At 66.5% G+C, this 23609-nt stretch carries 20 protein-coding genes; 17 read left to right on the forward strand and 3 right to left on the reverse strand.

What is annotated here, in order from left to right; genetic code table 11:
- Positions 1–37: 37 nt before the first annotated feature.
- The 4 genes from CDO87_RS05475 to CDO87_RS05490 all read left to right on the forward strand — a co-directional run bounded on the left by CDO87_RS05475 (position 38) and on the right by CDO87_RS05490 (position 3999).
- On the forward strand, positions 38–1030 hold the full coding sequence (locus CDO87_RS05475) for a sugar-binding protein (RefSeq protein WP_100927838.1): 993 nt from the start codon (positions 38–40) through the stop codon (positions 1028–1030).
- A gap of 76 nt (positions 1031–1106) precedes the next feature.
- Positions 1107–2186 (forward strand): Gfo/Idh/MocA family protein, encoded by a 1080-nt coding sequence (locus tag CDO87_RS05480; RefSeq protein WP_100927839.1) that lies wholly within the window; start codon positions 1107–1109, stop codon positions 2184–2186.
- Positions 2186–3028, forward strand: coding sequence for an amidohydrolase (locus CDO87_RS05485; protein ID WP_100927840.1), 843 nt, complete (start codon positions 2186–2188; stop codon positions 3026–3028). Before CDO87_RS05480 ends, CDO87_RS05485 begins: the two co-directional genes overlap by 1 nt.
- 2 nt (positions 3029–3030) lie before the next feature.
- The gene (locus CDO87_RS05490; protein ID WP_100927841.1) at positions 3031–3999 is read left to right on the forward strand and encodes an aldo/keto reductase; all 969 of its coding nucleotides are present in this window, start codon (positions 3031–3033) and stop codon (positions 3997–3999) included.
- Between the two features lie 18 nt (positions 4000–4017).
- Here the strand turns inward: CDO87_RS05490 and CDO87_RS05495 are convergent, their stop codons facing one another.
- The gene (locus CDO87_RS05495; RefSeq protein WP_100927842.1) at positions 4018–4812 is read right to left on the reverse strand and encodes a metallophosphoesterase; all 795 of its coding nucleotides are present in this window, start codon (positions 4810–4812) and stop codon (positions 4018–4020) included.
- A gap of 210 nt (positions 4813–5022) precedes the next feature.
- Between CDO87_RS05495 and CDO87_RS05500 the strand changes: the two genes are divergently transcribed.
- Positions 5023–5838 (forward strand): ABC transporter substrate-binding protein, encoded by an 816-nt coding sequence (locus CDO87_RS05500; protein ID WP_100927843.1) that lies wholly within the window; start codon positions 5023–5025, stop codon positions 5836–5838.
- 2 nt (positions 5839–5840) lie between these two features.
- On the opposite strand, the gene CDO87_RS05505 is transcribed toward CDO87_RS05500, so the two are convergent.
- Entirely contained in the window at positions 5841–7043 is a 1203-nt protein-coding gene (locus tag CDO87_RS05505; protein ID WP_198521824.1) for a PLP-dependent aminotransferase family protein, read from the reverse strand.
- A 148-nt stretch (positions 7044–7191) separates the two neighbouring features.
- Between CDO87_RS05505 and CDO87_RS05510 the strand changes: the two genes are divergently transcribed.
- The 6 genes from CDO87_RS05510 to CDO87_RS05535 all read left to right on the forward strand — a co-directional run bounded on the left by CDO87_RS05510 (position 7192) and on the right by CDO87_RS05535 (position 14987).
- Positions 7192–8004 (forward strand): amino acid ABC transporter permease, encoded by an 813-nt coding sequence (locus tag CDO87_RS05510; protein WP_100927844.1) that lies wholly within the window; start codon positions 7192–7194, stop codon positions 8002–8004.
- Positions 8001–8729 (forward strand): amino acid ABC transporter ATP-binding protein, encoded by a 729-nt coding sequence (locus CDO87_RS05515; RefSeq protein ID WP_100927845.1) that lies wholly within the window; start codon positions 8001–8003, stop codon positions 8727–8729. The genes CDO87_RS05510 and CDO87_RS05515 overlap by 4 nt, the downstream gene beginning before the upstream one ends.
- 274 nt (positions 8730–9003) lie before the next feature.
- Positions 9004–11184 (forward strand): SH3 domain-containing protein, encoded by a 2181-nt coding sequence (locus tag CDO87_RS05520; RefSeq protein ID WP_100927846.1) that lies wholly within the window; start codon positions 9004–9006, stop codon positions 11182–11184.
- Positions 11185–11221: 37 nt separating this feature from the next.
- Entirely contained in the window at positions 11222–13639 is a 2418-nt protein-coding gene (locus tag CDO87_RS05525) for a DUF4384 domain-containing protein (RefSeq protein WP_157814926.1), read from the forward strand.
- A 9-nt stretch (positions 13640–13648) separates the two neighbouring features.
- Positions 13649–14377 carry an OmpA family protein gene (locus tag CDO87_RS05530; protein WP_100927848.1) on the forward strand — a complete coding sequence of 243 codons (729 nt, stop codon included), beginning with the start codon at positions 13649–13651 and terminating at the stop codon, positions 14375–14377.
- A 124-nt stretch (positions 14378–14501) separates the two neighbouring features.
- Entirely contained in the window at positions 14502–14987 is a 486-nt protein-coding gene (locus CDO87_RS05535) for a MarR family winged helix-turn-helix transcriptional regulator (RefSeq protein ID WP_157814927.1), read from the forward strand.
- 105 nt (positions 14988–15092) lie between these two features.
- Here CDO87_RS05535 and CDO87_RS05540 read toward each other — a convergent pair whose 3' ends face one another.
- Positions 15093–16217, reverse strand: coding sequence for a Gfo/Idh/MocA family protein (locus CDO87_RS05540; protein WP_100927850.1), 1125 nt, complete (start codon positions 16215–16217; stop codon positions 15093–15095).
- Between the two features lie 142 nt (positions 16218–16359).
- Here CDO87_RS05540 and CDO87_RS05545 point away from each other — a divergent pair, with 142 nt between their 5' ends.
- From CDO87_RS05545 to CDO87_RS05570, 6 genes are all read left to right on the forward strand, one after another.
- Positions 16360–17391 carry a LacI family DNA-binding transcriptional regulator gene (locus CDO87_RS05545; RefSeq protein ID WP_100927851.1) on the forward strand — a complete coding sequence of 344 codons (1032 nt, stop codon included), beginning with the start codon at positions 16360–16362 and terminating at the stop codon, positions 17389–17391.
- 150 nt (positions 17392–17541) lie between these two features.
- A complete protein-coding gene (gene iolC / locus CDO87_RS05550; protein WP_100927852.1) occupies positions 17542–19473 on the forward strand; it encodes a 5-dehydro-2-deoxygluconokinase in 1932 nt (643 codons plus the stop codon).
- A gap of 14 nt (positions 19474–19487) precedes the next feature.
- On the forward strand, positions 19488–21305 hold the full coding sequence (gene iolD, locus CDO87_RS05555; protein ID WP_100927853.1) for a 3D-(3,5/4)-trihydroxycyclohexane-1,2-dione acylhydrolase (decyclizing): 1818 nt from the start codon (positions 19488–19490) through the stop codon (positions 21303–21305).
- Positions 21306–21315: 10 nt separating this feature from the next.
- Positions 21316–22215 (forward strand): myo-inosose-2 dehydratase, encoded by a 900-nt coding sequence (iolE, locus tag CDO87_RS05560; RefSeq protein WP_100927854.1) that lies wholly within the window; start codon positions 21316–21318, stop codon positions 22213–22215.
- A gap of 4 nt (positions 22216–22219) precedes the next feature.
- Complete coding sequence (locus CDO87_RS05565; RefSeq protein ID WP_100927855.1) at positions 22220–22435, forward strand: hypothetical protein; 216 nt, start codon at positions 22220–22222, stop codon at positions 22433–22435.
- Positions 22432–23598, forward strand: a complete 1167-nt coding sequence (locus CDO87_RS05570) for a phytanoyl-CoA dioxygenase family protein (RefSeq protein ID WP_100927856.1) — start codon at positions 22432–22434, stop codon at positions 23596–23598. The genes CDO87_RS05565 and CDO87_RS05570 overlap by 4 nt, the downstream gene beginning before the upstream one ends.
- The last annotated feature ends 11 nt before the right edge of the window (positions 23599–23609 follow it).

Consider the following 23609-nt stretch of genomic DNA (forward strand, 5'->3'; position numbering starts at 1 on the left):
CCCCGGACTTTCATGCTAAATCAGGGAGGATATACGCATGAAGAAACTACTGACGGCCACGGCCCTGCTGGGCGCACTCGCGGCTCCGGCCTTTGCCGAAAGCCACGGCGGCTACACCTTCGCCCTTGTACCCAAGGCGATGAACAACCCGTTTTTCGACCTCGCCCGCGACGGCTGCTACAAGGCTCAGGAAGAGATCGAGGGTGTGACTTGCGAATACATCGGGCCCGGTGAACACACCGAGCTGGAGCAGATCCAGATCGTGCAGGACCTCATCACCAAGGGTGTGGACGGCATCGCGGTATCGCCCTCGAACGCGCCCGCCATGGCCAAGACCCTGCAGGAGGCCGAAGCCGCAGGCATCCCGGTCATCACTTGGGACGCGGACCTCTTGGAGGACGACAAGGGGCTGCGCGCGGCCTTCGTCGGCACCAACAACTACGACATCGGCGTCGAACTGGCCAAGCTGGTTCAGGCACGTCATCCCGACGGCGGCACAATCTGCCTGCAGACCGGCGGTGCCGCGGCGGCCAACCACAACGAGCGCCTGAAGGGTGCGCGTGACACGCTGGCCGGCGAGGACATGGGCGAAGCGCCGGGCAGCATGCTGGACGGCCAGGGCGGCTGGACCGAGATCTCGGGCTGCCCGCTGATCACCAACGACGACGGCAACGTCGCCGTGCAGGGCATGACCGACATCCTTGCGGCCAACCCCGACCTGACCGCGTTCCTGTCGACCGGCGCCTTCACCCAGTGGTTCGACAACGCTTATCGCGGCGCGGCCGAGCCCTACAAGGACAAGATGGCCTCCGGCGACCTGACCATCGTCGTGGCGGACACCCTGCCGATGCAGGTTGCGCAGACCAAGGACGGTCTGGGCAACGGTCTGGTCGGTCAGCGTCCGTTCGAGATGGGCTACCTCGCCATGCAGATGCTCAAGGACCTGAAGGAAGGCGGCTCGCTCGAGGATCCGACCTACACCGGTCTCGACGTCTGCACGAACGAGAACATCGACACCTGCGTCGAATAAGACGATACAGGCAGCAACAGGCGGTGGCGCGCATTCCGCGCCACCGTTCTTCTTTTGAAAGACACCCGGACCAAGCATGACAGAGACCCGTTACGCCGTGATCGGCGCTGGCTGGATCAGCCAGATCGCCTTCCTGCCCGCCGTGCACCAGACCGGTAATTCACGGGTCACGGCCCTTGTCACCGGCAATCCGGAGCGCGCCCGCGAACTGGCCGATTTCCACGGCATTCCCGACGTGATCTCTTACGACGAACTGGACGGCTATCTCGCGTCGGGACATGCGGACGCCGTCTATATCGCGACGCCGAACAGCAGCCACGCCGACTTTGCCATCCGCGCCGCGCGGGCCGGGTGCCATGCGCTGGTCGAGAAACCGCTGGCGATCACGGTGGACGAGTGCGACGCGATGATCACGGCGCACGCCGAGGCAGGCACGTACCTGATGACCGCCTACCGCCTGCACCACGATCCCGGCACCATCGACATGCTGGACCGTATCAGAGGTGGCGAGATCGGGGAGCCGCGGCTCTTCTCCTCCGTCTTCGGCTTCCAGATCGACGCGGGCAACCACCGCCTGAAGGGCGGGCACTGGGGCGGGCCCTTGCAGGACCTGGGCGTCTACTGCCTGAACGCCGCGCGCCATGTCTTTCAGTCCGAACCCGTCGAGGTTACCGCGATGTTCGGCCATGGCGACAACGACCCGCGCTTTGCCGAAACGCACGAGACGGTCGCCGTCACCCTGCGCTTCCCCGGCGACCGGCTGGCGCAGTTCATGGCGAGCTTCGGCACCGACGCGCGCGACATGATGCAGGTGCTTGGGACCAAGGGGACGCTGACTGCCGACCCGGGCTACAAGTTCGAGCACGAGCTGCACCTGACCCGGCACGCCGATGAAGAGGTCCTCGAACAGGTCCGCACCGCGGAGAACGACGACTTCGGCGCGATGATCGCCTATTTCTCCGACTGCATCCAGACGGGCACGCCGCCGCAGAACGACGGGGCGGAAGGGCGCGCCGACGTGGTCATCATGCGCGCCATCGAGGAGGCGGCGCAGACCGGGCAGCCGCAGCGCATCGACCTGCCGCCCCGCCCCGGCCACCCCGACGCGACCACGCTGCGCCGCGTGCCGCGCACCGACAGGAGGCTCGTGTTCTGATGACCGTGACCGTCGACGCCCACCATCACTTCTGGCACCCCGCACGCGGCGACTACGGCTGGATGCCGGAGGACGATCCGGTGCTGTCCCGGCCCTACGGTCCCGCCGATCTCGCCCTCGGTCTGGCGAAGACCGGTGTCGCGCAGACCGTCCTCGTGCAGGCCGCACCCACGACGGAAGAGACTGAGTACCTGTTGGGCATCGCCGATGCGACACCGCATGTGGCGGGTGTCGTCGGCTGGATCGACTTCGAGGACCCCGCGCAGGCGCGCACCCTCGAACGACTCGCGCAGCATCCGAAGTTCAAGGGCGTGCGCCCGATGATCCAGGACCTGCCCGATGACGACTGGATGTTGCGGGACGACGTGCAATGGGCCTACGCCGCGCTTGTCGACCTCGACCTGACGTTCGACTGCCTGGGCTTCCCGCGCCACATGCCGAACTTCCGCCGCCTGCTGGATCGCTACCCGGACCTGCGCGCGGTGCTGGACCATTGCCTGAAACCGCAGCTCCGCGCCCATACGCACGAAGCCCACGCCGAATGGTGCGAAGGCATGTCGAACCTCGCGCAGACGCAGGCCTTCCTTAAGCTCTCCGGCCTCGTGACGGAGGCCGACACCGACTGGTCGGCAGAGGCCTTGCGCCCCTACACGGACCATGCGCTTTCCGTCTTTGGCGCAGAGCGCACGATGTGGGGCAGCGACTGGCCCGTCCTGCGGCTGCGCGCCGAATACGAAGACTGGCACGCCCTCGCCCACACCCTGACCGACCATCTGGACGCCGCCGCAAAACATGCGATTTTCGGCGCTACCGCGACACGCTTCTACCGACTGGAGACCTGACCATGTCCATGCCCCGATACAAACTGGGCCGCACCGACCTCGAAGTGACCGAGGTGTGCTTCGGCGCCAGCGCGCTTGGCGATATGCCCGACACCTACGGCTATTCCGTCTCCGAGGACCGCGCGCGCGACACCATCAACGCCATCTTCGATTCGGAGGTCAACGTCCTCGACACCTCGCGCAACTACGGCTTTGGCCGCTCCGAGGAGCGGATCGGCAAGGTCATCAAGGAACGCGGCGGTCTGCCCGAAGGGTTCGTCCTGTCCACCAAGCTGGACCGCGACATGGAGACGAGGCGCTTCGACGCCGCCCGCGTCCGCCAGTCGGTGGAGGAAAGCCTGAAGGCGCTGAACCTCGACACCATCCCGCTGTTGCACCTGCACGACCCGGAGCACGCGCGCGACCTGAATGAGATCACCCGGGAAGGCGGCGCGCTGGACGAACTGTTCAAGCTGAAGGAAGAGGGCATCGCGCAGGCCGTGGGTCTTGCCATGGGGCGCATCGACATCATGTTCCCGATGCTGCGCGACCGGCCCTTCGACGCGCTGATCTCGCACAACCGGTTCACCCTGCTCAACCGGGCGGCCGCGCAGATGTTCGACTATGCCTACGACAATGACATCGCGATCCTGAACGCCGCCCCCTTCGCCGGTGGCGTGCTGGCCAAGGGCGCGGCCGAGATGCCGCAGATCACCTACCAGGAGGCGACGGACGAGGCGCTTCAGCCGGTCCGTGCCATCGAGGCGATCTGCGCAAACCACGGCATCGCACCGGGCGCCGCCGCCCTGGGCTTCTCTCTGCGCGATCCGCGGATCACCTCGACGCTCATCGGCGTGTCGAAGCCGGAGCGCGTGCAGCAGACGCTCGACTGGGCCGCCACGAAGATCCCGGCAGAGGTCTGGGACGAGCTGGACGCCCTGCCCTTCGACGCCGACGACCCCGAAGCGAACCGCGTCTACCGGCCCGGCTGAGACGACGTGGCCCCTGCCCTATGCGTTGGCGAACCAGTCGAGTTCGCCATCGTAGGCAAAGGGAATCTGGTGGATGACCACGTCGTCGCCCCGGATCAGGACAACGCGATAGGACGGGTCAAGCGGGCCGATGGCCGTCCGTGCCGCCGGAGACAGGTTCGGGATGCGCTGCATCATCGTGGAGGGCACGCCGGAAAAGGCGATGCCCCCCATGGTCCCGCAGAGCGACGCGTGCACATGCCCGAAGAACAGATGTGCCACCTTTGCCGCGTTGGCTTTCAGAAGGTCGCGCAAGGGGCCCTGGTCCGCGTCTCGCAATGAGTCCGAATCCGCCGACGGATCGCCCGTGTGCAGCGGGTTGTGATGAAAGAACAGGAAGGCGCGGTCGCAGCCTTCCAACTGCGCGGTCAGCCAGCGCAGACGATCTGGGCCGAAAGACCCGTCGTCCCGGCCCTTCTCCACCGTGTCGCAGAAAATGAACCGGCCTTCCCGGAAATCCGCCGAGTGGTTGACGTAACCCTCCGCGTCTCTCGGATGATCCCGGAAGACCTTGAAGAACACGTCCCTGTCGTCATGGTTGCCGACCATCAGGCGCACCGGCATCGGCAGCATTGTCAGTGCCTGCTGAAGCCGGGCATATGCCTCGCGTTCGGCATACTCGGTCAGGTCGCCGCTGATCACCACAAGCGCTGCGTCTCGATGGTGTTCGGCGATATGGCCGAAGGCGCGGGCCAGACGGTCGTAAGGGTCGAGGCCGCAGCTCGTCATGCCCGGCGGGCCGAGATGGATATCGGACAGATGAATGACCTTCATGAAAATCTCCGGGCCTGAATGCGCTGGCGTCGATGGTTCAAGCCAGACACGCGCCGCCGCAGCCGTCAAGCCTCCGCGGGTTCCAAACCGCTGGCCATGCTGCCAAAACCGTCAGCCCTGCCCCGCCTGAACGCGCCGCGGAGGACAAAATTGACAAGGCAGGGCAACCGGCGGAAGCTGCCGGACAAAATCCAACCGGGAGTCCCAGACATGAAACTCGTCACGACCACCGCGCTCGCGCTTTGCCTTGCCGGCGCGGCCCTTGCGCAGAACGACTGCGCCGCCGGCAAGACCCTGAAGGACGGCACCCTGACCATCGCCACCGGCAACCCGGCCTTCTACCCCTGGGTTCTGGACGACAAACCGGAATCGGGTCAGGGCTACGAGGCCGCCGTCGCCTACGCCGTGGCCGCCAAGATGGGGTTCGAGCCCGATGCTGTGGAATGGGTCCGGTCCTCTTTCGACCAGGCGATCCAGCCGGGCGAAAAGGACTTCGACTTCAATCTCCAGCAGTTCTCCATCACGCCAGAGCGTGAGGAGGTCGTCGATTTCTCGATCCCCTACTACAGCTCCGCCATGGCCGTGCTGACGACAGACCGCGTGGTCGAGGGCGGCGCCACCGCCACGATGGACTCGCTCAAGGGGCTGGTGTGGGGCGCCGATGCCAACACCACCGCCGTGCCGATGCTGCAGGACCTGATCGGCCCGTCGAAGGACCCGATGCTCTATAACGACAACGTCGACGTGACCGCAGCGATGCAGGCGGGCCAGATCGACGCGGCGCTCTTCGATCTGCCGACCGCGCTCTACCTGTCGGCGGTCGTGGTCGAGGGCGGCACAATCCTCGGCCAGTTTCCCGCCGACCGGACGGAGAACCCGGACCAGTTCGGCCTCCTGATGCCGAACGAAAGCCCGCTCAAGGAATGCGTCGACGCCGCCCTGCAGGAGCTGATCGACGCGGGCACGCTGGCCGAGATCGAGAAGAGCTGGCTGGAAGAGACCACCGGCGTCCCGGTGATCGAGTAACCTCAGCGCAAAAGCCTGCCCAGCCGGGCGATGCCCTCGTCGATCCGGGTATCGTCCGCGCAGGAGAAGCTGAGCCGCAGCGTGTTCCGCCCGGACCCATCCGGGAAGAACGCGCCGCCGGGCACGAAGGCCACCCGCGCCTCGCGCACGGCTCTCTCCAGCAGCTGCGCGCTGTCCGTGCCTTCGGGCAGCGTCACCCAAACGAACATCCCGCCCTCGGGTCTTGTCCAGGTTACACCTTCCGGCATCTCGCGTGATAGGGCCGCCAGCATGCGGTCGCGCCGCGCGCCGTAGACCCGGCGCAAGCCGGCAACGTGGTCGTCGAACATGGCGCGCGCCACGCGCTCCGTCGCGATCTGGTTCAGGGTGGGCGAATGCAGGTCCGCCGCCTGCTTGATCAGCACCAGCCGCTCGATGACCGGGGACGCGGCACAAACCCAGCCAACGCGCAGCCCCGGCGCGAGCGTCTTGGAGAACGAACCGCAGTAGATCGTCCGGGTGTTCTCGATCCCGCCGCTGCGGGCGATGTCGGTGGCAAGGATCGGCGGCACCGGATCACCGTCATAGCGCAGCGCCTGGTAGGCTGCGTCCTCGATCACCGCGATCCCCAGCGCTTCGGCCCGGTCCAGCAGCCGCACGCGGCCCTCCGCATCCAGCGTCTCGCCGGTTGGGTTGGCAAAGTCCGGCGACAGGTAGGCCATCTTGACCGCCCCGCCCGCGGCCTCCGCCTCTGCGCGCAGATCTTCGGGCGCGGTGTTGGACCACGGGTCCAGCGGAATGTACCGCGGCTCGCAGGCGTTGAAGGCACCAAGCGCCCCGAGGTAGGTGGGCCAGCCGACCATCGCCGTATCCCCGGGCGTCAGCAGCAGCTTGCCCAGGTAATCGAGCGCCTGCTGCGAACCGGAGGTGATCACGATGTTCTCCGTCCCGCACGGCACGCCGATGGTGCCCATGTGATCGGCCAGCCAGGCCCTGAGCGGCGCATAGCCTTCGGACACGGAATACTGCAGGGCCTGCGCGGCACGCGGACCGGTCATCGCTTCCGACATGGCCGTGGCAAAGGCCTCTGCCGGGAACAGCGCCGGATCGGGGATGCCGCCGGCGAACGAGATGATGTCCGGCTGGTCCAGCAGTTTCAGCAACTCGCGGATCTCCGAGGCCTTCATCCGCCCCGTCCGCCGCGCCAGCACAGTTTGCCAGTCCATGACCTTCCCCTCCGTGAACTCCCTGCTTCGGGATACGCCCGAGGATATAGGTACGCAATGCTTACCTATATCCCTGAAACACAGATGTGAACGGTTTGACACGCCGCTGCCCTGCGGCAAAAGTCGGCCCGAAACGAGGGACACGCCCATGCCCACCCGCCGACAGGTCTTCGAGGCCCGCCAGCGCCGCCGCGCCAACCTGATCGCCGCCGCCTCGACCGGCGGCGTGCTTCTGGCGCTTGTCATCCTGGTGCCCCTCACCCCGGGCTGGGAGGCGGTGCAGCGCGCGTTCTTCAACGGCTCAGTCTTCGCCCGAACCTTCCCCGGCCTGCTTCAGGCCTTCCTGATGGACGTGGCGATCTTTGCGTGGAGCGCGCCGCTGATCGCGATCCTCGGGCTCGTCCTCGCCGTGGCGCGCGACCTGCGCAGCCCCGCGCTCACCCCGGTCCGCCTGTTCGCCACGCTGTTCATCGACGTCTTCCGTGGCCTGCCGGTGATCCTCGTGATCTACCTGATCGGCTTCGGCATCCCGGGCCTGGGCTTGCCGAGGCCGTGGAACTCGCCCTACATTTGGGGGTCGCTGTCGCTGATCCTCGTATATGCCGCGTATACCGCCGAGGTCCTGCGCTCCGGCATCGACTCGATCCACGAAAGCCAGCGCGCCGCGGCCCTGTCGCTTGGCCTTTCCGGCGGCGACACCATGCGCTTCGTGATCCTGCCGCAGGCCATCCGTCGGGTGATCCCGGCCAACATGAACCTCTTCATCGCATTGCAGAAGGACGTGGCGCTCCTCTCCTTCATCGGTCCGGTCGAGATCTTCCGCCAGGCCGGCGTCTACAAGTCGCTGCTCGCGAACTTCACGCCCTACGTGGGCGCAGCCCTGATCTTCCTCGCGATCACCATTCCGGCGACCCGATACGCCGACCACCTGATGAACCGCGAACGGCAGGCCCGCTCATGAAAAGCCTCGAACTGCGCGCCGTCACCAAGGCCTTCGGGAGCAACACCGTGCTCGACGGCATCGACCTTTCCGTCTCGCCCGGCCAGATGGTCTGCCTGATCGGCGCCTCGGGCTCCGGCAAGTCGACGCTCTTGAAGTGCCTGAACCTGCTGGAACCCATCGACGACGGGCAGATCCTGCTCGACGGCCTGGACATCGCCGAACCCGGCCTCGACCCGCAGCCCGTGCGCCAGCGCATCGGCATGGTGTTCCAGAGCTACAACCTTTTCCCGCACATGACCGCGCTCGAGAACGCGCTGCTGGCGCCGCGCCGGGTCCGCCGCAAGTCCCGCGCCGAACTTCTCCCGGGGACGGAGGCGCTGTTTGCCCGCTTCGGCCTTGCCGACAGGATGCACCACTATCCCGACCAGCTTTCCGGCGGCCAGCAGCAGCGGGTGGCCATCGTCCGCGCCCTTGCCATGCAGCCCGAGATCATGCTCTTCGACGAGATCACCTCGGCGCTCGACCCGGAACTGGTGGGCGAAGTGCTCGACGTGCTGCGCCAGCTGCGCACCGAGGGCATGACGATGATCCTCGCCACGCACGAAATGGCCTTTGCGCGCGAGGTCGCGAACACCATCTGCTTCCTCGACAACGGCCGCATCCTCGAACAGGCCCCGCCGTCAGAGTTCTTCACCGCCCCGCGCCACGCCCGCACGAAAAGCTTCCTCGCCCGCGTGCTCTGACCCGTTGTCCTTCATCTTGGCAAAAAATACCTGAACAACCGACGTCCGCTGCAGAACAGTGGCCGGGCGTTCGGACGACAGCGACGCCGCAGGACGGCAACCGCTCCACTTTCCCGGTCGCAAACGGCCCTGCAGTCGCGTTCCACAGGATCGTTTTCCCCTGCATCCCGCTCTTTCCACCTTGGTCGGGTTTTCCCTCGTTGACGTGAGGTCGCCCGTCATCGAACATATCGGTGTTGAAGACAAAGCCTTTATCGAAGGGAGGAGGGAAGCCGTGCGCTCTCTGGTTCTGACGACCATCCTGATGTCCCTCTTGTCCCTGCCCCAGTCTGGCGCGGCGCAGGAGTTCGTGGGCTTCGACCGGAACAGTTTTGGCCAGGTCGTGCTCGACCGCAAGCAGTTCGCCATCATGGACCGGCAGGACGGCAGCAGCACGGGGCTGACGCAGCCGGGCGAGGGCACCAGTGAATCCATCGGGTCCTATTCGCCGGAGAACTTCTTTGCCAAGCTCGGGCGCCCGGTCGGGCGGCTCGACATCCTGACCGACAACGGCGTCTTTCCCTGCACCGCCTTCATCGTCGACGACGAACACATCGTCACCAACTACCACTGCATTCCCGGGGCCGCCGGGGCCGACCGCACCGGCGCGACCCGGATCGAGGCGGCACTGTTCTGGGCCGGCTACACCCGTCAGGGCGTTGAGGAAGGCGCACGGAGCTACACCGTCCTGCCCACTCCGGTCGAGGCGGACGCGAAGCTCGATTACTCCGTTCTGAAGGTGATCGGCGATCCGTCAGAGGACTACGGCACGCTGGAACTGGCCGCCAACATCCCGCACGACGGCGACCCCTACTGGGTGATCGGCCACCCCATGGGCGAGGCGCAGCGCATCAGCCGCGAGAAGTGCCAGGCGAATTCGCCCGCTGTTTCCGGCGGGCGGCTGCTGCACACCTGCGATACGCTGCCGGGCAACTCCGGCTCGCCGCTGATCGACGCCTCGTCGCGCATGGTGATCGGTCTGCACAACGCAGGGTCCGGTCAGGACGCCGTGAACTTCGCCACGCCGATGCAGGCAATCCTGGAGCACAGCCGCATCCTGAAGGCCGCCGTCGGCGGCGTCCCGGGTGGTGGCAGCGGCGGAGGCGGCGGTCAGGAAACGGGCGGTACCGTGCCGCAACCCAGCTTCTGCGACACGCTCTACAACAAGGCCGAGACGCTCAACGCCTGCTACGCATACGACGCCTACCTGCAATCCTGCGGCGAACACCCCTTCGCGATCCTCGCCAAGGGCTATGTCGCGCGCGAGTGCAGCACCACGCCCCCGTCCGGCGGTTCGACCGGCGGAGGCAGCACCGGCGGGTCCGGCGGCGGGACAACGACCGAGCTGCTGCGCCCCTGGTGCTCCTCCAGCCGCCTCAACCCGACGGAGGCGACGATCTGCGGCGACCGCTACCTTGCCGGGCTCGACGCGGAACTCGACCGGGCCTATGCGAACCCGGCCCGCAGCGTCTCTGCCTCGTCGCAGGGGGCGTGGCGCACCGGCACACGGGACCGCTGCGGTACGGACACCAGCTGCATTTCCCGCGCCGTGATCGACCGCATCGCCTACCTGAAGACGCCGGCGACCTCGTCCGGCGGCTCATCGGGCAGCGCGACCACGCGGTCCGGCAACTACGAGCTGTCGTCGTCGTGCTACATCATGACCGCCTCCCGCCCCTCCCTGTCCGAGGCCAAGGCGTTCATCTCTCAGTGGTTCGGCAGCGGTCAGGGCATTCGCATCTTCCGGTCGACCAACGGGTACTACGGCATCGCGCTGGAGACCGTGTCGCGCAGCAGCGCCGACGGGCGCATCGCGCAACTGATCTCTGCCGGGCGCATCCCGAACGACAGCTACTGCTCCACCGGCTCCCGCTTTGTCGAAGAGGTGCTCTGGAACGGCGGATCGTCTGGCGGCGGGTCCTCTTCCGGCGGCGGCGGATACACGATGTACATCGACAACACCGCCAGTCTGAACGTCCGATCCGGCCCCGGTACGCAGTACGGCCGCATCACTGCCGTCGACCGCGGCACGCAGGTGACCGTCACGGGCAGCAGCGACGGCTGGTCGAACATCCACCTGCCCAACGGGCTGAGCGGCTGGGTCTCGGCCACCTACCTGTCGAGTTCGCGCCCCTCGGCGCAGCGCCAGTGCTACGCCACTGTGACCAACCTCAGTCCCTATTCCAGCCGGACACGCTCGGACGGCTCCGGCTATCTGAACGTGCGCAGCGCGCCGTCGACCCGCGGCAACATCCTGACCGAGGTCTACCTCGGAGACACGGTCCAGGTGGTGGCGCAAAGCAATGGATGGGCGCAAATTCGATGCGTTTCCGGGCAATGCCAGCAGCCGTACGTGGGCAACGGCGGCGCCACCGGCTGGGCCTCGGCCAAGTATCTCGCAGTCCGCTGCAACTGATGCGGATGCAAAAAGCATTTTACAGGAGACACGCGCGATGACCCCCAATTTCCGGATGACGGCAGCCGCACTGGCGCTTGGCATCGGCCTGACGTCAACCGCCTCTGCACAGGACCAGTCGATCCTCATCGACGTGGAGCTTGAGCTGAACGGCATGCCCCTGCCCGAGGATGCCACGCTGGAGGAGACGGCGGCCTACGAGGTGCTGAACAAGTACTGTTCCGGCTGCCACCAGCAGGGGATGCTCGACGAGGGGCTGACCAATCCGAAGTCGGGGTTCGGCCATATCCTCGATGTCCGCCGCCTTGCGCAGGATCCGAAATTCGTCGTCTCGGGCGAGCCGACCAAGTCGAAGCTCTATCAGGTGATCGCAGGCGGCGCCCCGGCCATGCCGGACAATTGCTGGGATCCGACCTGCACGCCCAAGGCCGAGGAGATGGCCGCGCTCGAAACGTGGATCACCAAGATGGGAGAGACCGCGCCGCCGGAACGCACCTTCGTCCCGTTGTCCGAGCTTTATGCCATGGCGCTGCAGGACCTCTCCGCCCAGCCCACCAACCGCCGCGACCGGACGCGCTATATCTCCATGCGGACGCTGTGGAACGACAGCGAGGTGACGCAGGAGAACTACGACGCCTACCTCGCCGCGACGGTGAAGCTGATGAATGCGCTCAGCTTCAACCCCAACGTCTACAAGTTCGAGAAGATCGACGAGAAGGGTATCCTGCTGCGGGTCTTCCTGCCCGATCTGGATTGGACCCACGAGAAGTGGGCCGTGATGGAGCGCGAATATCCCTACGGGATGGAATCCGACACCGATCCGAACCTGAGCACGCTGCAGACCATGGCGGGCACCCAGATCCCGGTGATCCGCGCGGACTGGTTCGCCGCCACCGCCTCCGCCGCGCCGATGTACTACGACGTGCTGGGGCTGGCCGACACGCTGCAAGGGCTGCAACAGCAGCTTGGCTTAGACATGCGATCCAATATCCTGAACGAGCAGGTCGTCCGCGCCGGTTTCCAGGATTCCGGCGTATCCACCAACAATCGCCTGATCGAGCGCCATCCGCTCGGTTCCGGCATGTTCTGGACGTCCTACGACTTTGCCGGTTCCAAGGGGCGGCAGAGCTTCTTCGAGTACCCGCTTGGCCCCGTGTCGGTGCATGGCGAGGAAGTCTCCTTCCACGAGGACGGGGGCGAGTCGATCTTCACCCTGCCGAACGGCTTCCACGGTTATTACCTGAACACCACGGACGGCACGCGCCTGAACGTCGGGCCAACCGCCATCGTGCGCGATACAGACTACCCGGACGGCACCGGCGAGGTGGTGAACGGCATCTCCTGCATGTCCTGCCACTCCAAGGGCATCCGCTTCAACGACGACCGCGTCCGCGAGGTGGCGCTGAACAACCTCGCGCTGTCGCCGGCCGTGCGCCAGACCGTCGACGCGATCTATCCCGGCAAGGAGGTGGTCAACGACTACTTCCAGAAGGACATGGAGGCGTTCTTTGCCACCCTCCAGAAGGCCGGCATCGACCCGGAGACCAAGGCCGCCGGGCTCGAACCCGTGCGCGGCCTGATGGTCTATTTCGTCGACTACTTCGTGAACTACGAACAGGCCGCCAACGAGCTGGGGCTGACCGAGGACGAACTGACCGCCCGCGCCGCCTTTGCCGGGACCGAGAACGCCTCCCTCCTGCAGCGGCTGAAGGTCTCTCCGATTGCGCGTGACGAATGGACCGCGGTCTACCCGGTGCTGCTCGACAAGCTGACCGATTACCGTCCGATCCTGACCGACCACCGCACCACCGCCGCCCTGTCGCATTCGGTCAAGCAAGTGGTGCAGGGCACGCCCTACGACAGCGTCGGCCAGACCGGCGGGCAGCCCATCGTCACCCATGCCGACGCCAAGCAGTTCGGCGCCGACTACGATGCCACGCAACATTCCGTCACGGCGCAGAGCCACCTGACCGTCTACACCGACAAGCCCACCTACAAGGTCGGCGACCCGCTGCGCATCTTCATCGAGCCGCGCCACGACTGCCGCCTGACGCTGATTTCCATCGACGACGACCACGACAGTTGCGTCCTCTACCCCTTCCCGGGTCTGCCGGACGTGGTCATCAAGGGCGGCTCGCAGTACGTCTTCCCGCCGCAGGGTGCGCTGCGTACGTCCGAGCCGGGGCTGGAAACGGTCCTGGCGATCTGCAACGGCTCCGACGCGGCGATCAGCAAGGAACGGTCGGGCACCAACTCCGTCTCCTGCTCCGCCAACCACCAGCCGATCTCGCGCGAGAGCTACACGTCGGTGGTGAACGAGACTCTGATCCTCGACCTCAACCCCGGCGGCGGCGACCAGCTGTCTACCGCCAGCGGCGCCGACTACCGCGCTGTTTCCAGCCACAACCCGGACGTGACCAAGGCGCAGATCTCGGTCCTCGTCCAATCGCACTGAGGGCCGCCGATGCGACACCTGCTCCTTGCCATGGCGCTCTGCGCGCCGCCCGCAGCCCACGCGCAAAGCGGCGAGATCTTCATCCCCGGCGGCGACGACAGCGCGCTGCCGGACGATACCGCCGCCCAGCCGACCAGTGCGCTGGCCCGCTGCCTCGCCTCCCCGGACGCGGCCACCTGCGCCGGGGCGACGGTCGATCCGTCCGGCGCGATGAACGAATCCGCAGTGCCGCAGGTGCAGTTCGAAACGCTGGTGCTGGACCTCGACCAGAAGAAGGTGACCTCCACTGCCGCACCGCCTGCCGCCGCGCCGAACTACGCCGCGCCGCAACAGGCGACTCACGGGACGGTTGCGCTGCCCTCGGTCGCGGTCACCATCGAATTCGACTTCGACAGCGCCAACATCCGGGGCGATCAGTTCGGCAAGCTGACCTCCCTGGTGGCCGCGCTGTCCGACCCCGCGCTGGCGGGCACCTCCTACGCGGTGATCGGGCATACCGATGCCTCCGGCTCGGAGGGCTACAACTGTGACTTGTCCCGCCGCAGGGCCGCCTCGGTCGCGGGCGCGCTCAACGCCGCCTATGTCACCCTGCCGCTGTATCCGGTCGGTTTCGGCGAGCATGTGCTGAAAAACGTCTATGATCCCCGCGCGCCGGAGAACCGCCGCGTGACCTTCATGCGGTTGCCGGACGTCCCCGGCGCGGTGCTGCAAACCGCTGGCGCGGTCTGCCAATACTAGGCGAAATACCACCTATGCGCGTATGGCATACCTGAGGCGCAGGGGCATTTGAACCGTTGACACCGCAAGCGACAAGTCTAAGTCCTGAGGACACATGTGCTCAGGACAAAGAGGTATCGCGGGAATGAACACGGCGCCCGAGACCGAAATCGACACCCAGACACCGGCCGGCGATGCCCCTGCCAAGTTCCTGACGTTTCGTCTTGCGCGTGTGCAGGCCAAGCTGAACGCCCAGTCCAGCCGCATCCTGAAGGACCATGCCGGGATCACCCTGACACAGTGGCGGCTGCTGTCGCTGATCGGTGGCGCGGGCCGCACCACTGCCGCGCACCTGTCTCGCGAGGTGGCGATGGACAAGGGGCTGATCTCCCGCAACATCAAGACGCTGGTGACGGACGGTTTCGTGCAGGTGACGCTCGACCCCGAAGACCACCGCGCCCAGCACCTCGAACTGACACCGCACGGGCTGCGCGTGTTCCAGGACACTCTGCCGCGGATGCGCGCCCGTCAGGACGCCCTGCGCGCGCATCTCGACATCGAGGAAGAGCTCATCCTCGACCGCGCCCTCGAAAAGCTGGAGCGCGCGGCAGAGGATCGCGCCCTCGGCTGACCCCTCCGGCAGACCGGCGCGCGGCCTGGAGGGCAGGCCGCTGAGCCTGAGAAGGCTCAGTCGGGGCGTCCGGAAGGGTGCGCCGCAGCACCGTTGCACCGTAGATCAGAGCGTTACCCGGACCGATCCGCCCCGCGCGCTTTCCGCGATGGCGTGGATCACCTTCTCGAACGCCAGCGCATCGGTCATCGACGGATAGGCCTGCGCGCCGTCGCGGATCGCCGTCAGGATCTCGGCCGCCTCGATCACCTTCAGATCGTTGAACCCGATCTGGTGGCCCGGCGCAGGCACGAAGGCCCCGAACGGCGGATGATCGGGGCCTGTCAGGATCGTGCGGAACCCCTGCTCGCCGCGCGGCCCCTCGTTCAGGTAAACCTGCAGCTCGTTCATCCGCTCCTGCGCGAAACAGATCATGCCCTTGGTGCCGTGTATCTCCCAGTCCAGCCTGTTCTTGCGCCCCCAGGCAGAGCGCGAGGTAGAGATCGACCCGTGCGCGCCATTGGCAAAGCGCACCAGCGCGGTGGCGGTGTCCTCGTTCTCGACAGGTGACCGCCCCGAGCCGTCCGCCAGCGGCCGCGTCTCGTGCACCACCTGCATGTCGGCAACAAGGCTCTCGACCGGCCCCACGAGTCCGACGATCATCGACACGAGGTGACAGCCCAGGTCGCCCAGCGTGCCCAGCCCGGCATCGGCAAGTTTCGCCCGCCACGTCCACGGCAGGTCCGGATCGGCCTGGTAGTCCTCGTCGACCCAGCCGCGCACATGCACCACACGCCCGATGCGCCCGTCCTCGATGATGCGCTTCGCGTGCTGGAAGGCGGGGTTGCGGATGTAGTTGTAGCCCAGCATGGTCACGACCCCCGCCGCCCGGGCCGCGGCCTCCATCTCTTCGGCGTCGGCCAGTGTCAGTGCCATGGGTTTCTCGCACCAGACGTGCTTGCCTGCCTCAAGCGCGGCGAGCGCCATCTCGCGGTGGAGGTTGTTCGGCGTTGTGATGCTGACGACATCGACCGCCGGGTCGGCCACCAGCGCCCGCCAGTCGTCGGTGGCCCGGGCAAAGCCGAATTGCGCCGCCATCTGCTCTGCCTTTGCCATTGGCGTGTCGCAGAGCATCTCCATGCGAACGTCGGGGAGAGTGCCTCCCAGCACCGCGCGGGCGTTGCGCCACCCCAAGGCGTGCGCCTTGCCCATGAACCCCGTGCCGATCACGCCCACGCCAATCCCGGTCATCTTCGAATTCCTCCCGTTTGCCTGATATGGCGTAGCCGGTCGCACACGGCTCCGGCAACGAGCCGCGTCATCGGCGACAGAATTTCTTGCAAAACCCATCAGAATGCCGCAGTCCAGTGCGAGGATATCGTCAGGACACGCCATGGCACGCCGCCCCACGATCAACGATCTCGCCGCCGAGGCGCAGGTTTCCGTCGCCACCGTCGACCGCGTTCTCAACGGTCGCGCCAAGGTGCGGGAGGAGACCGCGCGCCGCGTCTACGAGGCGGCACAGCGCATCGGATATCACGCCGCAGCTCTGATCGGGCAACGCATGATGGCCGACCTGCCAGAGATCCGGTTCGGCGTCGTCTTCAACAAGGAGCGCCAGCCGTTCTACCAGGATTTCCGGACGGAGATGGAGAATGCCATCGCCCGCGCCACCAACATCCGCGGGCGCATGATCGTCGACTTCGTCCCGTCGCAAAGCCCGTCTGACTTTGCCGCCGTGCTGGAAAAGACCGCCGCGCGCGCCGATGCGCTGGTCGCGACCGCGGTGAACCACGTGCAGGTCACGGACACCATCGCGCGCATCCAGGATGGGGGCACGCCCTGCTTCTCGCTGCTCAACGATTTCGCCCAGGGCATCCGGCAAAGCTATATCGGCGTCAACAACATGAAGGCCGGGCGGGTCGCGGCGCACATGATCATGAAGGCGATCCAGCGTCCGGGCAAACTGGGGGTGTTCGTGGGTGGTTTCCGCTGGCACGGACACGAGCTGCGCGAGACCGGGTTCCGATCCTACTTCCGCGAATTCGGGCCGGACTACAGCGTCCTCGACACGCTGGTGAACCTCGAGACCCGGCAACTGACCTACGAGGCAACGCTGGAACTGCTGCAAAGGCACCCCGATCTGAAGGGGCTCTATTGCGCGGGTGGCGGCATGGAAGGCGCCATCGCCGCCCTGCGCGAGGCGCGCGCACCCGGGCAGGTGGCGCTCGTCGTGCATGAGATTACGCCCGAGTCCCGCGCTGCCCTGGCCGACCGCTATGCGGAGATGGTGATCGCGACGCCCCTGCGCCAGCTTTGCGAGGCAGCGGTGAAACTGGTGTCGGACACGGTGCTCAACGGCACCTCCGGCACGCCGGGGCAGCTGTTCCTTCGTCCCGATCTCTACCTGCCGGAATCCGTCTGATCGTTTCATCTCACCGCTGCGACGCCTCTCAGCAATGATAGGAAAAATCGCAGAAGCGTTGACGCAGGGCGCTGCTTGCCGACAGGTATCGGCAGAGGAGACGGCGGTCCGCGGGCCCCGTGGAGGATTCTATTCGCGAAGGCAGAACACATGACGAAACCCCTCGACGTGATCACGATCGGGCGGTCCTCTGTGGACCTTTACGGCGCACAGATCGGCGGCCGTCTCGAAGACATGGCCAGCTTCAACAAGTATATCGGCGGCTCCCCCACCAACATGGCGGCTGGCACGGCACGGCTCGGTCTCAAGTCCGCACTCATCACCCGCGTCGGCGATGAGCACATGGGCCGGTTCATCAAGGAACAGCTTGCCAAGGAGGGCGTCGACACGCGCGGCATCGTCACCGATCCGGAGCGGCTGACCGCGCTGGTTATCCTCGGCATCCGCGACCAGGAGCAATTTCCGCTGATCTTCTACCGCGACAACTGCGCGGACATGGCGCTGTGCGAGGATGACATCGACGAGGGCTACGTGACCTCCGCCCGCGCGGTGGTGGCGACCGGGACCCACCTGAGCCACACGCGGACCGAAGCCGCCGTCCTCAAGGCGCTGAACATCGCCCGCGCGAACGGGATGCAGACTGCGCTAGACATCGACTACCGCCCGAACCTCTGGGGTCTGTCCGGCCACGGCGACGGCGAGAACCGCTTCATCGCTTCCGACAAGGTGACGGCCAAACTGCAATCGACGCTGCACCTCTTCGACCTGATCGTCGGCACGGAGGAGGAGTTCCACATCGCGGGCGGCACCACCGACACGATTGCGGCGCTGCGCGCGGTCCGCGAGGTGTCCGGCGCGACGCTGGTCTGCAAGCGCGGCCCTATGGGCGCATCCGCCTTCGAGGGGCCGATCCCCGACAGCCTCGACGATGGCCAGACCGGCCCCGGCTTCCCCATCGAGGTGTTCAACGTGCTGGGCGCGGGCGACGGCTTCATGTCCGGGCTGCTGAAGGGCTGGCTCGATGGCGAAGACTGGCCGACCGCGCTGAAATACGCCAACGCCTGCGGGGCCTTCGCTGTCAGCCGTCACGGCTGCGCGCCCGCCTATCCGTCCTGGACCGAGCTGCAGTTCTTCCTCGACCGAGGCGTGAAGGAGAAGGCGCTGCGCAAGGACAAGGCGCTGGAGCAGATCCACTGGTCGACGAACCGCAAGGGCGACTGGTCGACGATGCGGGTCTTTGCCTTCGACCACCGGATGCAGCTGGAAGAGCTGGACGGCGCGACCGACGCGAAGATCGACGATTTCAAGGAGCTTTGCCTCGACGCCTGCACCGCCGTCGCGGACGGTCGGTCCGGCTATGGCCTGCTGTGCGACGGGCGTCTTGGCCGGCAGGCGCTCTACAAGGCGGCGGGCACCGGACTGTGGATCGGCCGCCCGGTGGAATGGCCCGGGTCGCGCCCCCTGACGCTTGAGCCCGAGATCGGCCCGGACTTCGGCGGGCTGAACGAATGGCCGCTGGAACACGTGGTGAAATGCCTTTGCTTCTACCACCCCGACGACACGGCGGAGATGAAACAGCAGCAGGAAGACACCGTCACCCGCCTGTTCCACGCCTGCCGCCGCAACAACCTTGAGTTCCTGCTGGAGGTCATCCCTTCCAAGGTCGCGGCGGTCACCGACACCACGACGGCAGAGATCATCCAGCGGTTCTACGACATCGGCATCTACCCCGACTGGTGGAAGCTGGAACCGATGAAGTCCGAAGCGGGCTGGCAGGCCGCCTGCGACGCCATCGCGCGCAACGATGCCCATACCCGCGGGATCGTGGTGCTGGGCCTCGCCGCGGCGGAGGATGCGCTGGCCGACAGCTTCAGGGCCGCTGCAAAGTTCCCGCTGGTGAAGGGTTTTGCCGTGGGCCGCACGATCTTCGGCGATGCCGCGAAGGCGTGGATGAAGGGCGAGATGTCCGATGCCGACGCCGTCGCGCTGATGAAAGACAACTACACCCGGCTCTGCACCATTTGGGACGATGCGCGCGCGCAGGCGTCCGCGCAGACCGGCACCACACGCCAGACCGCCTGAGGGAGGACGACGACATGGCCACGATCCGACTTACCGCCGCACAGGCGATGGTCCGCTACCTGTCCAACCAGATGAACGAGGACGGCGAACGCTTCCTTGCCGGATGCTGGGCGATCTTCGGCCACGGCAACGTGGCGGGGATGGGCGAGGCGCTCTACCACGGGCGCGGGTCATTCCCCACATGGCGCGGCCACAACGAACAGACCATGGCCCATGCCGCCATCGCCTATTCGAAGCAGCTGGGCCGCAAACGGGCGATGATGGTGACCTCCTCCATCGGGCCGGGCGCGACCAACATGGTCACCGCCGCAGCCCTGGCCCACGTGAACCGCATTCCCGTCCTGCTGGTACCGGGCGACGTCTTTGCCAACCGTGGCCCCGATCCGGTGCTGCAGCAGGTCGAGGATTTCGAGGACGGCACGATCAGCGTCAACGACTGCTTCAGGCCGGTGTCACGCTACTTCGACCGCATCATGCGCCCCGAACACCTTCTGACCGCCCTGCCCCGGGCCATGGCGACGATGACCGACCCGGCGCAGTGCGGGCCGGTGACACTGGCCTTCTGTCAGGACGTGCAGACCGAGGCATACGACTACCCGGAGTCCTTCTTCGAGCCGAAGGTCTGGTATCAGCGCCGCATCCGTCCCGACGAGGGCGAACTGGCCCGCGTGGTCGAGGCGATCAAGGCGGCAAAGAAACCGATGATCGTGGCCGGGGGCGGGGTGCATTTCTCTGACGCCTGTGCGGACCTCCAGACCTTTGCCGAAACCTTCGGCATCCCCGTGGTCGAAACCCAGGCGGGCAAGTCCGCGCTGGCGTGGGACCATCCGCTGAACCTCGGCCCCGTGGGCGTGACCGGCGCTGAGTCGGCGAACCGGGCCTGCGCCGAGACGGACCTCGTGCTGGGTGTCGGCACTCGTTTTCAGGACTTCACCACGGGATCTTGGACCGTGTTTAACGGCGGCGCAAAGCTCGTGTCCCTGAACGTACAGGCCTACGACGCGGTGAAACACGGCGCGATGCCCCTGCTGGCGGATGCGCGCGTCGGGCTGAAGGACCTCGCCTCCGCGCTTGGCAGCTACAAGGGCGGGCTGAGCATCGACGGCTTCAAGGACGCATGGTTCGGCAAGGTCGACCCGCTGACGGATGCGCCCGCGGAGGGCAACGAGCTGCCGACCGACCAGCAGGTCATCGGCGCGGTCCAGCGGGCGTCAGGCCCGGACACCGTCGTCATGTGCGCCGCAGGCACCATGCCGGGCGAGTTGCACAAGCTGTGGAAGGCGCCGCGTCCGGGCGCCTATCACATGGAATACGGCTTTTCCTGCATGGGCTACGAGATCGCCGGTGCCATGGGGATCAAGATGGCCCAGCCCGAGCGCGACGTGATCTGCATGATCGGCGACGGGTCCTACATGATGGCCAACTCCGAGCTCGCCACGGCGGCGGCGATGGGCCTCAAGATCACCCTCGTCATCACCGACAACCGCGGCTACGGCTGCATCAACCGGCTCCAGATGGGCACCGGCGGGGCGGAGTTCAACAACCTCCTGGACCACTCCTCTGCCGCCGACAGCAACATCGACTTCGCCGCGCACAGCGCCTCGATGGGCGCGGCAGCGGTCCACGTGTCGAGCATCGCGGAACTCGAGGACGCACTGGCCCGCGCCAGGGACGCGGCCGGTCCCTTCGTGGTGGTGATCGACACGGACCCCTACCCGTCGACGCCGCACGGCGGCAACTGGTGGGACGTGGCGGTGCCCGAGGTCTCGGAGCGCGCCGAAGTGAATGACGCCCGCAAAGTCTACGAAGCCGCGCTGCTCGAGCGCACGTAAGGATAGGACCATGACCGTCAAGATCGGCATTTCCCCCATCGCCTGGCAGAACGACGACCTGCCCGACCTGACCTCTGCCTTCACCATGGAGCAGTGCCTGAAAGAGGCGCGCGAGATCGGCTATACCGGGGTCGAGCGTGGACGCCGCATGCCCGCCGACACCGAGGGGCTGAAGGCCTACCTCCAGAAGTACGACATCGCGCTGTGCGGCGGCTGGTGCTCCGGCAACCTTCTGGTCGCCAGCGTCGAGGAAGAGTGCGCCGCGATCACCCAGCAGGTCGACCAGTTCATTTCGCTGAACGCGCCCTGCCTTGTATACGCCGAGTGTTCAAACACCGTGCAGGGCATGGCCAACACCCCCGTCAACGACCGGCCCAAGCTGTCGAAGGACGAGGTGACGACCTATGCGAAGAAGCTGTCGGAGGTGGCGAAGTGGATGCAGGACCGCGGCATGGTCCTGTCCTATCACCACCACATGGGCAGCTTCATCGAAAGCGAGGAAGAGGTGAACTGGCTGATGGAGGGATCTTCCCCCGAGGTCACGCTCTGCTTCGACACCGGCCACCTGCTGTTCGGCGGTGGCGACGTGATGGCGACCATGGACCGCTGGGCCGACCGTATACACCATGTGCACTTCAAGGACATCCGCCCCGACGTGGTGAAGGACGTGCGCGACAACGACCGCTCCTTCCTCGACGCGGTGATCGCGGGTGCCTTCACCGTCCCGGGCGACGGCTGCATCGACTTCCAGGCAGTGGCCGACAAGCTGGCGAAGATGTCCTTCAACGGCTGGATCGTCGTGGAGGCCGAGCAGGACCCGGCCAAGGCCCCACCCTACGAATACAGCCAGAAGGGCTACCAGCACATTCTCGAGGTCTGCGCCAACGCCGGCCTGACGGTCGAGACCTGATCCCATGGCCCGCTTCCTCGACGTCCAGCACCCGTTCTTCAAACCGCTCTGGCGGCGGATCGTGACGGTCGCGGCCTGCCTCGGCTGGGCGCTGCTGGAACTGTCGTGGGGCGGGCCGATGTGGGCGCTGCTCTTCGGTCTGATCGGCCTGTACTGCGCGTATCAATTCTTCGTCGCCTTCGATCCAAAAGAGGCGGAAACCAAGGAGGAGGATTCATGAAAGACGTCGGTTACTTCGATATCGAGGACTGCGACCTGCAGGACTTCGCCCGGCTCTGCGGTCAGACGCTGTCGGCGGGCCAGTTGCGCTTTGCCTCTGACGTGCAGAAGAACGTCCCCCTCTACGACATGCCCTCCCTCACCGCTGCCCTCAGCGACCCGGCGCAGCGCCTGTCGCTGCTGGCCGAATGGGGCTGGGTGCTGGGACAATCCGCCGGTGTGCTGGTGCTGAAAGGCGCCTACGAGGACACCGCCCCCATCGACGCTGCCACCCGCGCCTACGAGGCGATCATCGCGGAGGAGAAGGCGCGCTCCGGCGGCGGGGCCGATCACTTCGCGGCGGCAGGCGCCAACGACCGGATCTGGAACTCGCTCCAGAAACTCTGCGAGAAGGACCCGGAGACCTTCGCCCTCTACTTCGGCAACGACGCCATCGCGGCGGTCTGCGAGGCATGGCTCGGCCCCTGCTACCAGATGACCGCGCAGGTCAACCTCGTGCGGCCCGGCGGCAAGGCGCAGGTCGCGCACCGCGACTATCACCTCGGCTTCCAGACGGCTGAGGCGGCGGGGCGCTTCCCGGCGCATGTGCACGATCTGTCCGCGGTCATGACGCTGCAGGGCGCGGTGGCGCATTGCGACATGCCGGTGGAGAGCGGCCCGACCAAGTTGCTGCCGTTCAGCCAGCTCTTCCGCCCCGGCTACATGGCCTACCGCCGCGAGGACTTCCGCGCCTATTTCGAGGATCACTGCATCCAGCTTCCCCTTGCCAAGGGCGACGCCGTGTTCTTCAACCCGGCGCTGTTCCACGGCGCCGGGTCGAACCATTCGGCGGATATCAACCGCATGGCCAACCTCCTGCAGGTCTCCAGCGCGTTCGGACGGGCGATGGAGTCGATCGACCGCACCGCCATGGTGCGGAAGCTCTATCCGGTGGTGAAGTCGCTGCGGGCAGAGGGCCGGCTGGACGATCCCGGCACCGCGGCGGCCATCGCCTCCAGCGCCGAAGGTTACAGCTTCCCCACCAACCTCGACACCGATCCGCCGGTGGGCGGGCTGGCGCCGGAAACCCAGGCGGCCCTGTTCCACCGTGCCCTGGCGGAGGACATGGACGAGGCCGCCTTCAACGCCGCGCTGGACGCCCAGAACGCCCGCCGCCGCGCGTGAAACAGCCTGTA

Source organism: Sagittula sp. P11 (genome assembly GCF_002814095.1).
Taxonomy (GTDB): Bacteria; Pseudomonadota; Alphaproteobacteria; order Rhodobacterales; family Rhodobacteraceae; genus Sagittula.

Excerpts from the sequence above, each read along its gene's own strand:
- CDO87_RS05475 (WP_100927838.1), top strand. The coding sequence starts at position 38 with ATGAAGAAACTACTGACGGCCACGGCCCTGCTGGGCGCACTCGCGGCT.
- CDO87_RS05480 (WP_100927839.1), top strand. The coding sequence starts at position 1,107 with ATGACAGAGACCCGTTACGCCGTGATCGGCGCTGGCTGGATCAGCCAG.
- CDO87_RS05485 (WP_100927840.1), top strand. The coding sequence starts at position 2,186 with ATGACCGTGACCGTCGACGCCCACCATCACTTCTGGCACCCCGCACGC.
- CDO87_RS05490 (WP_100927841.1), top strand. The coding sequence starts at position 3,031 with ATGTCCATGCCCCGATACAAACTGGGCCGCACCGACCTCGAAGTGACC.
- CDO87_RS05495 (WP_100927842.1), bottom strand. The coding sequence starts at position 4,812 with ATGAAGGTCATTCATCTGTCCGATATCCATCTCGGCCCGCCGGGCATG.
- CDO87_RS05500 (WP_100927843.1), top strand. The coding sequence starts at position 5,023 with ATGAAACTCGTCACGACCACCGCGCTCGCGCTTTGCCTTGCCGGCGCG.
- CDO87_RS05505 (WP_198521824.1), bottom strand. The coding sequence starts at position 7,043 with ATGGACTGGCAAACTGTGCTGGCGCGGCGGACGGGGCGGATGAAGGCC.
- CDO87_RS05510 (WP_100927844.1), top strand. The coding sequence starts at position 7,192 with ATGCCCACCCGCCGACAGGTCTTCGAGGCCCGCCAGCGCCGCCGCGCC.
- CDO87_RS05515 (WP_100927845.1), top strand. The coding sequence starts at position 8,001 with ATGAAAAGCCTCGAACTGCGCGCCGTCACCAAGGCCTTCGGGAGCAAC.
- CDO87_RS05525 (WP_157814926.1), top strand. The coding sequence starts at position 11,222 with ATGACCCCCAATTTCCGGATGACGGCAGCCGCACTGGCGCTTGGCATC.
- CDO87_RS05530 (WP_100927848.1), top strand. The coding sequence starts at position 13,649 with ATGCGACACCTGCTCCTTGCCATGGCGCTCTGCGCGCCGCCCGCAGCC.
- CDO87_RS05535 (WP_157814927.1), top strand. The coding sequence starts at position 14,502 with ATGAACACGGCGCCCGAGACCGAAATCGACACCCAGACACCGGCCGGC.
- CDO87_RS05540 (WP_100927850.1), bottom strand. The coding sequence starts at position 16,217 with ATGACCGGGATTGGCGTGGGCGTGATCGGCACGGGGTTCATGGGCAAG.
- CDO87_RS05545 (WP_100927851.1), top strand. The coding sequence starts at position 16,360 with ATGGCACGCCGCCCCACGATCAACGATCTCGCCGCCGAGGCGCAGGTT.
- iolC (WP_100927852.1), top strand. The coding sequence starts at position 17,542 with ATGACGAAACCCCTCGACGTGATCACGATCGGGCGGTCCTCTGTGGAC.
- iolD (WP_100927853.1), top strand. The coding sequence starts at position 19,488 with ATGGCCACGATCCGACTTACCGCCGCACAGGCGATGGTCCGCTACCTG.
- iolE (WP_100927854.1), top strand. The coding sequence starts at position 21,316 with ATGACCGTCAAGATCGGCATTTCCCCCATCGCCTGGCAGAACGACGAC.
- CDO87_RS05565 (WP_100927855.1), top strand. The coding sequence starts at position 22,220 with ATGGCCCGCTTCCTCGACGTCCAGCACCCGTTCTTCAAACCGCTCTGG.
- CDO87_RS05570 (WP_100927856.1), top strand. The coding sequence starts at position 22,432 with ATGAAAGACGTCGGTTACTTCGATATCGAGGACTGCGACCTGCAGGAC.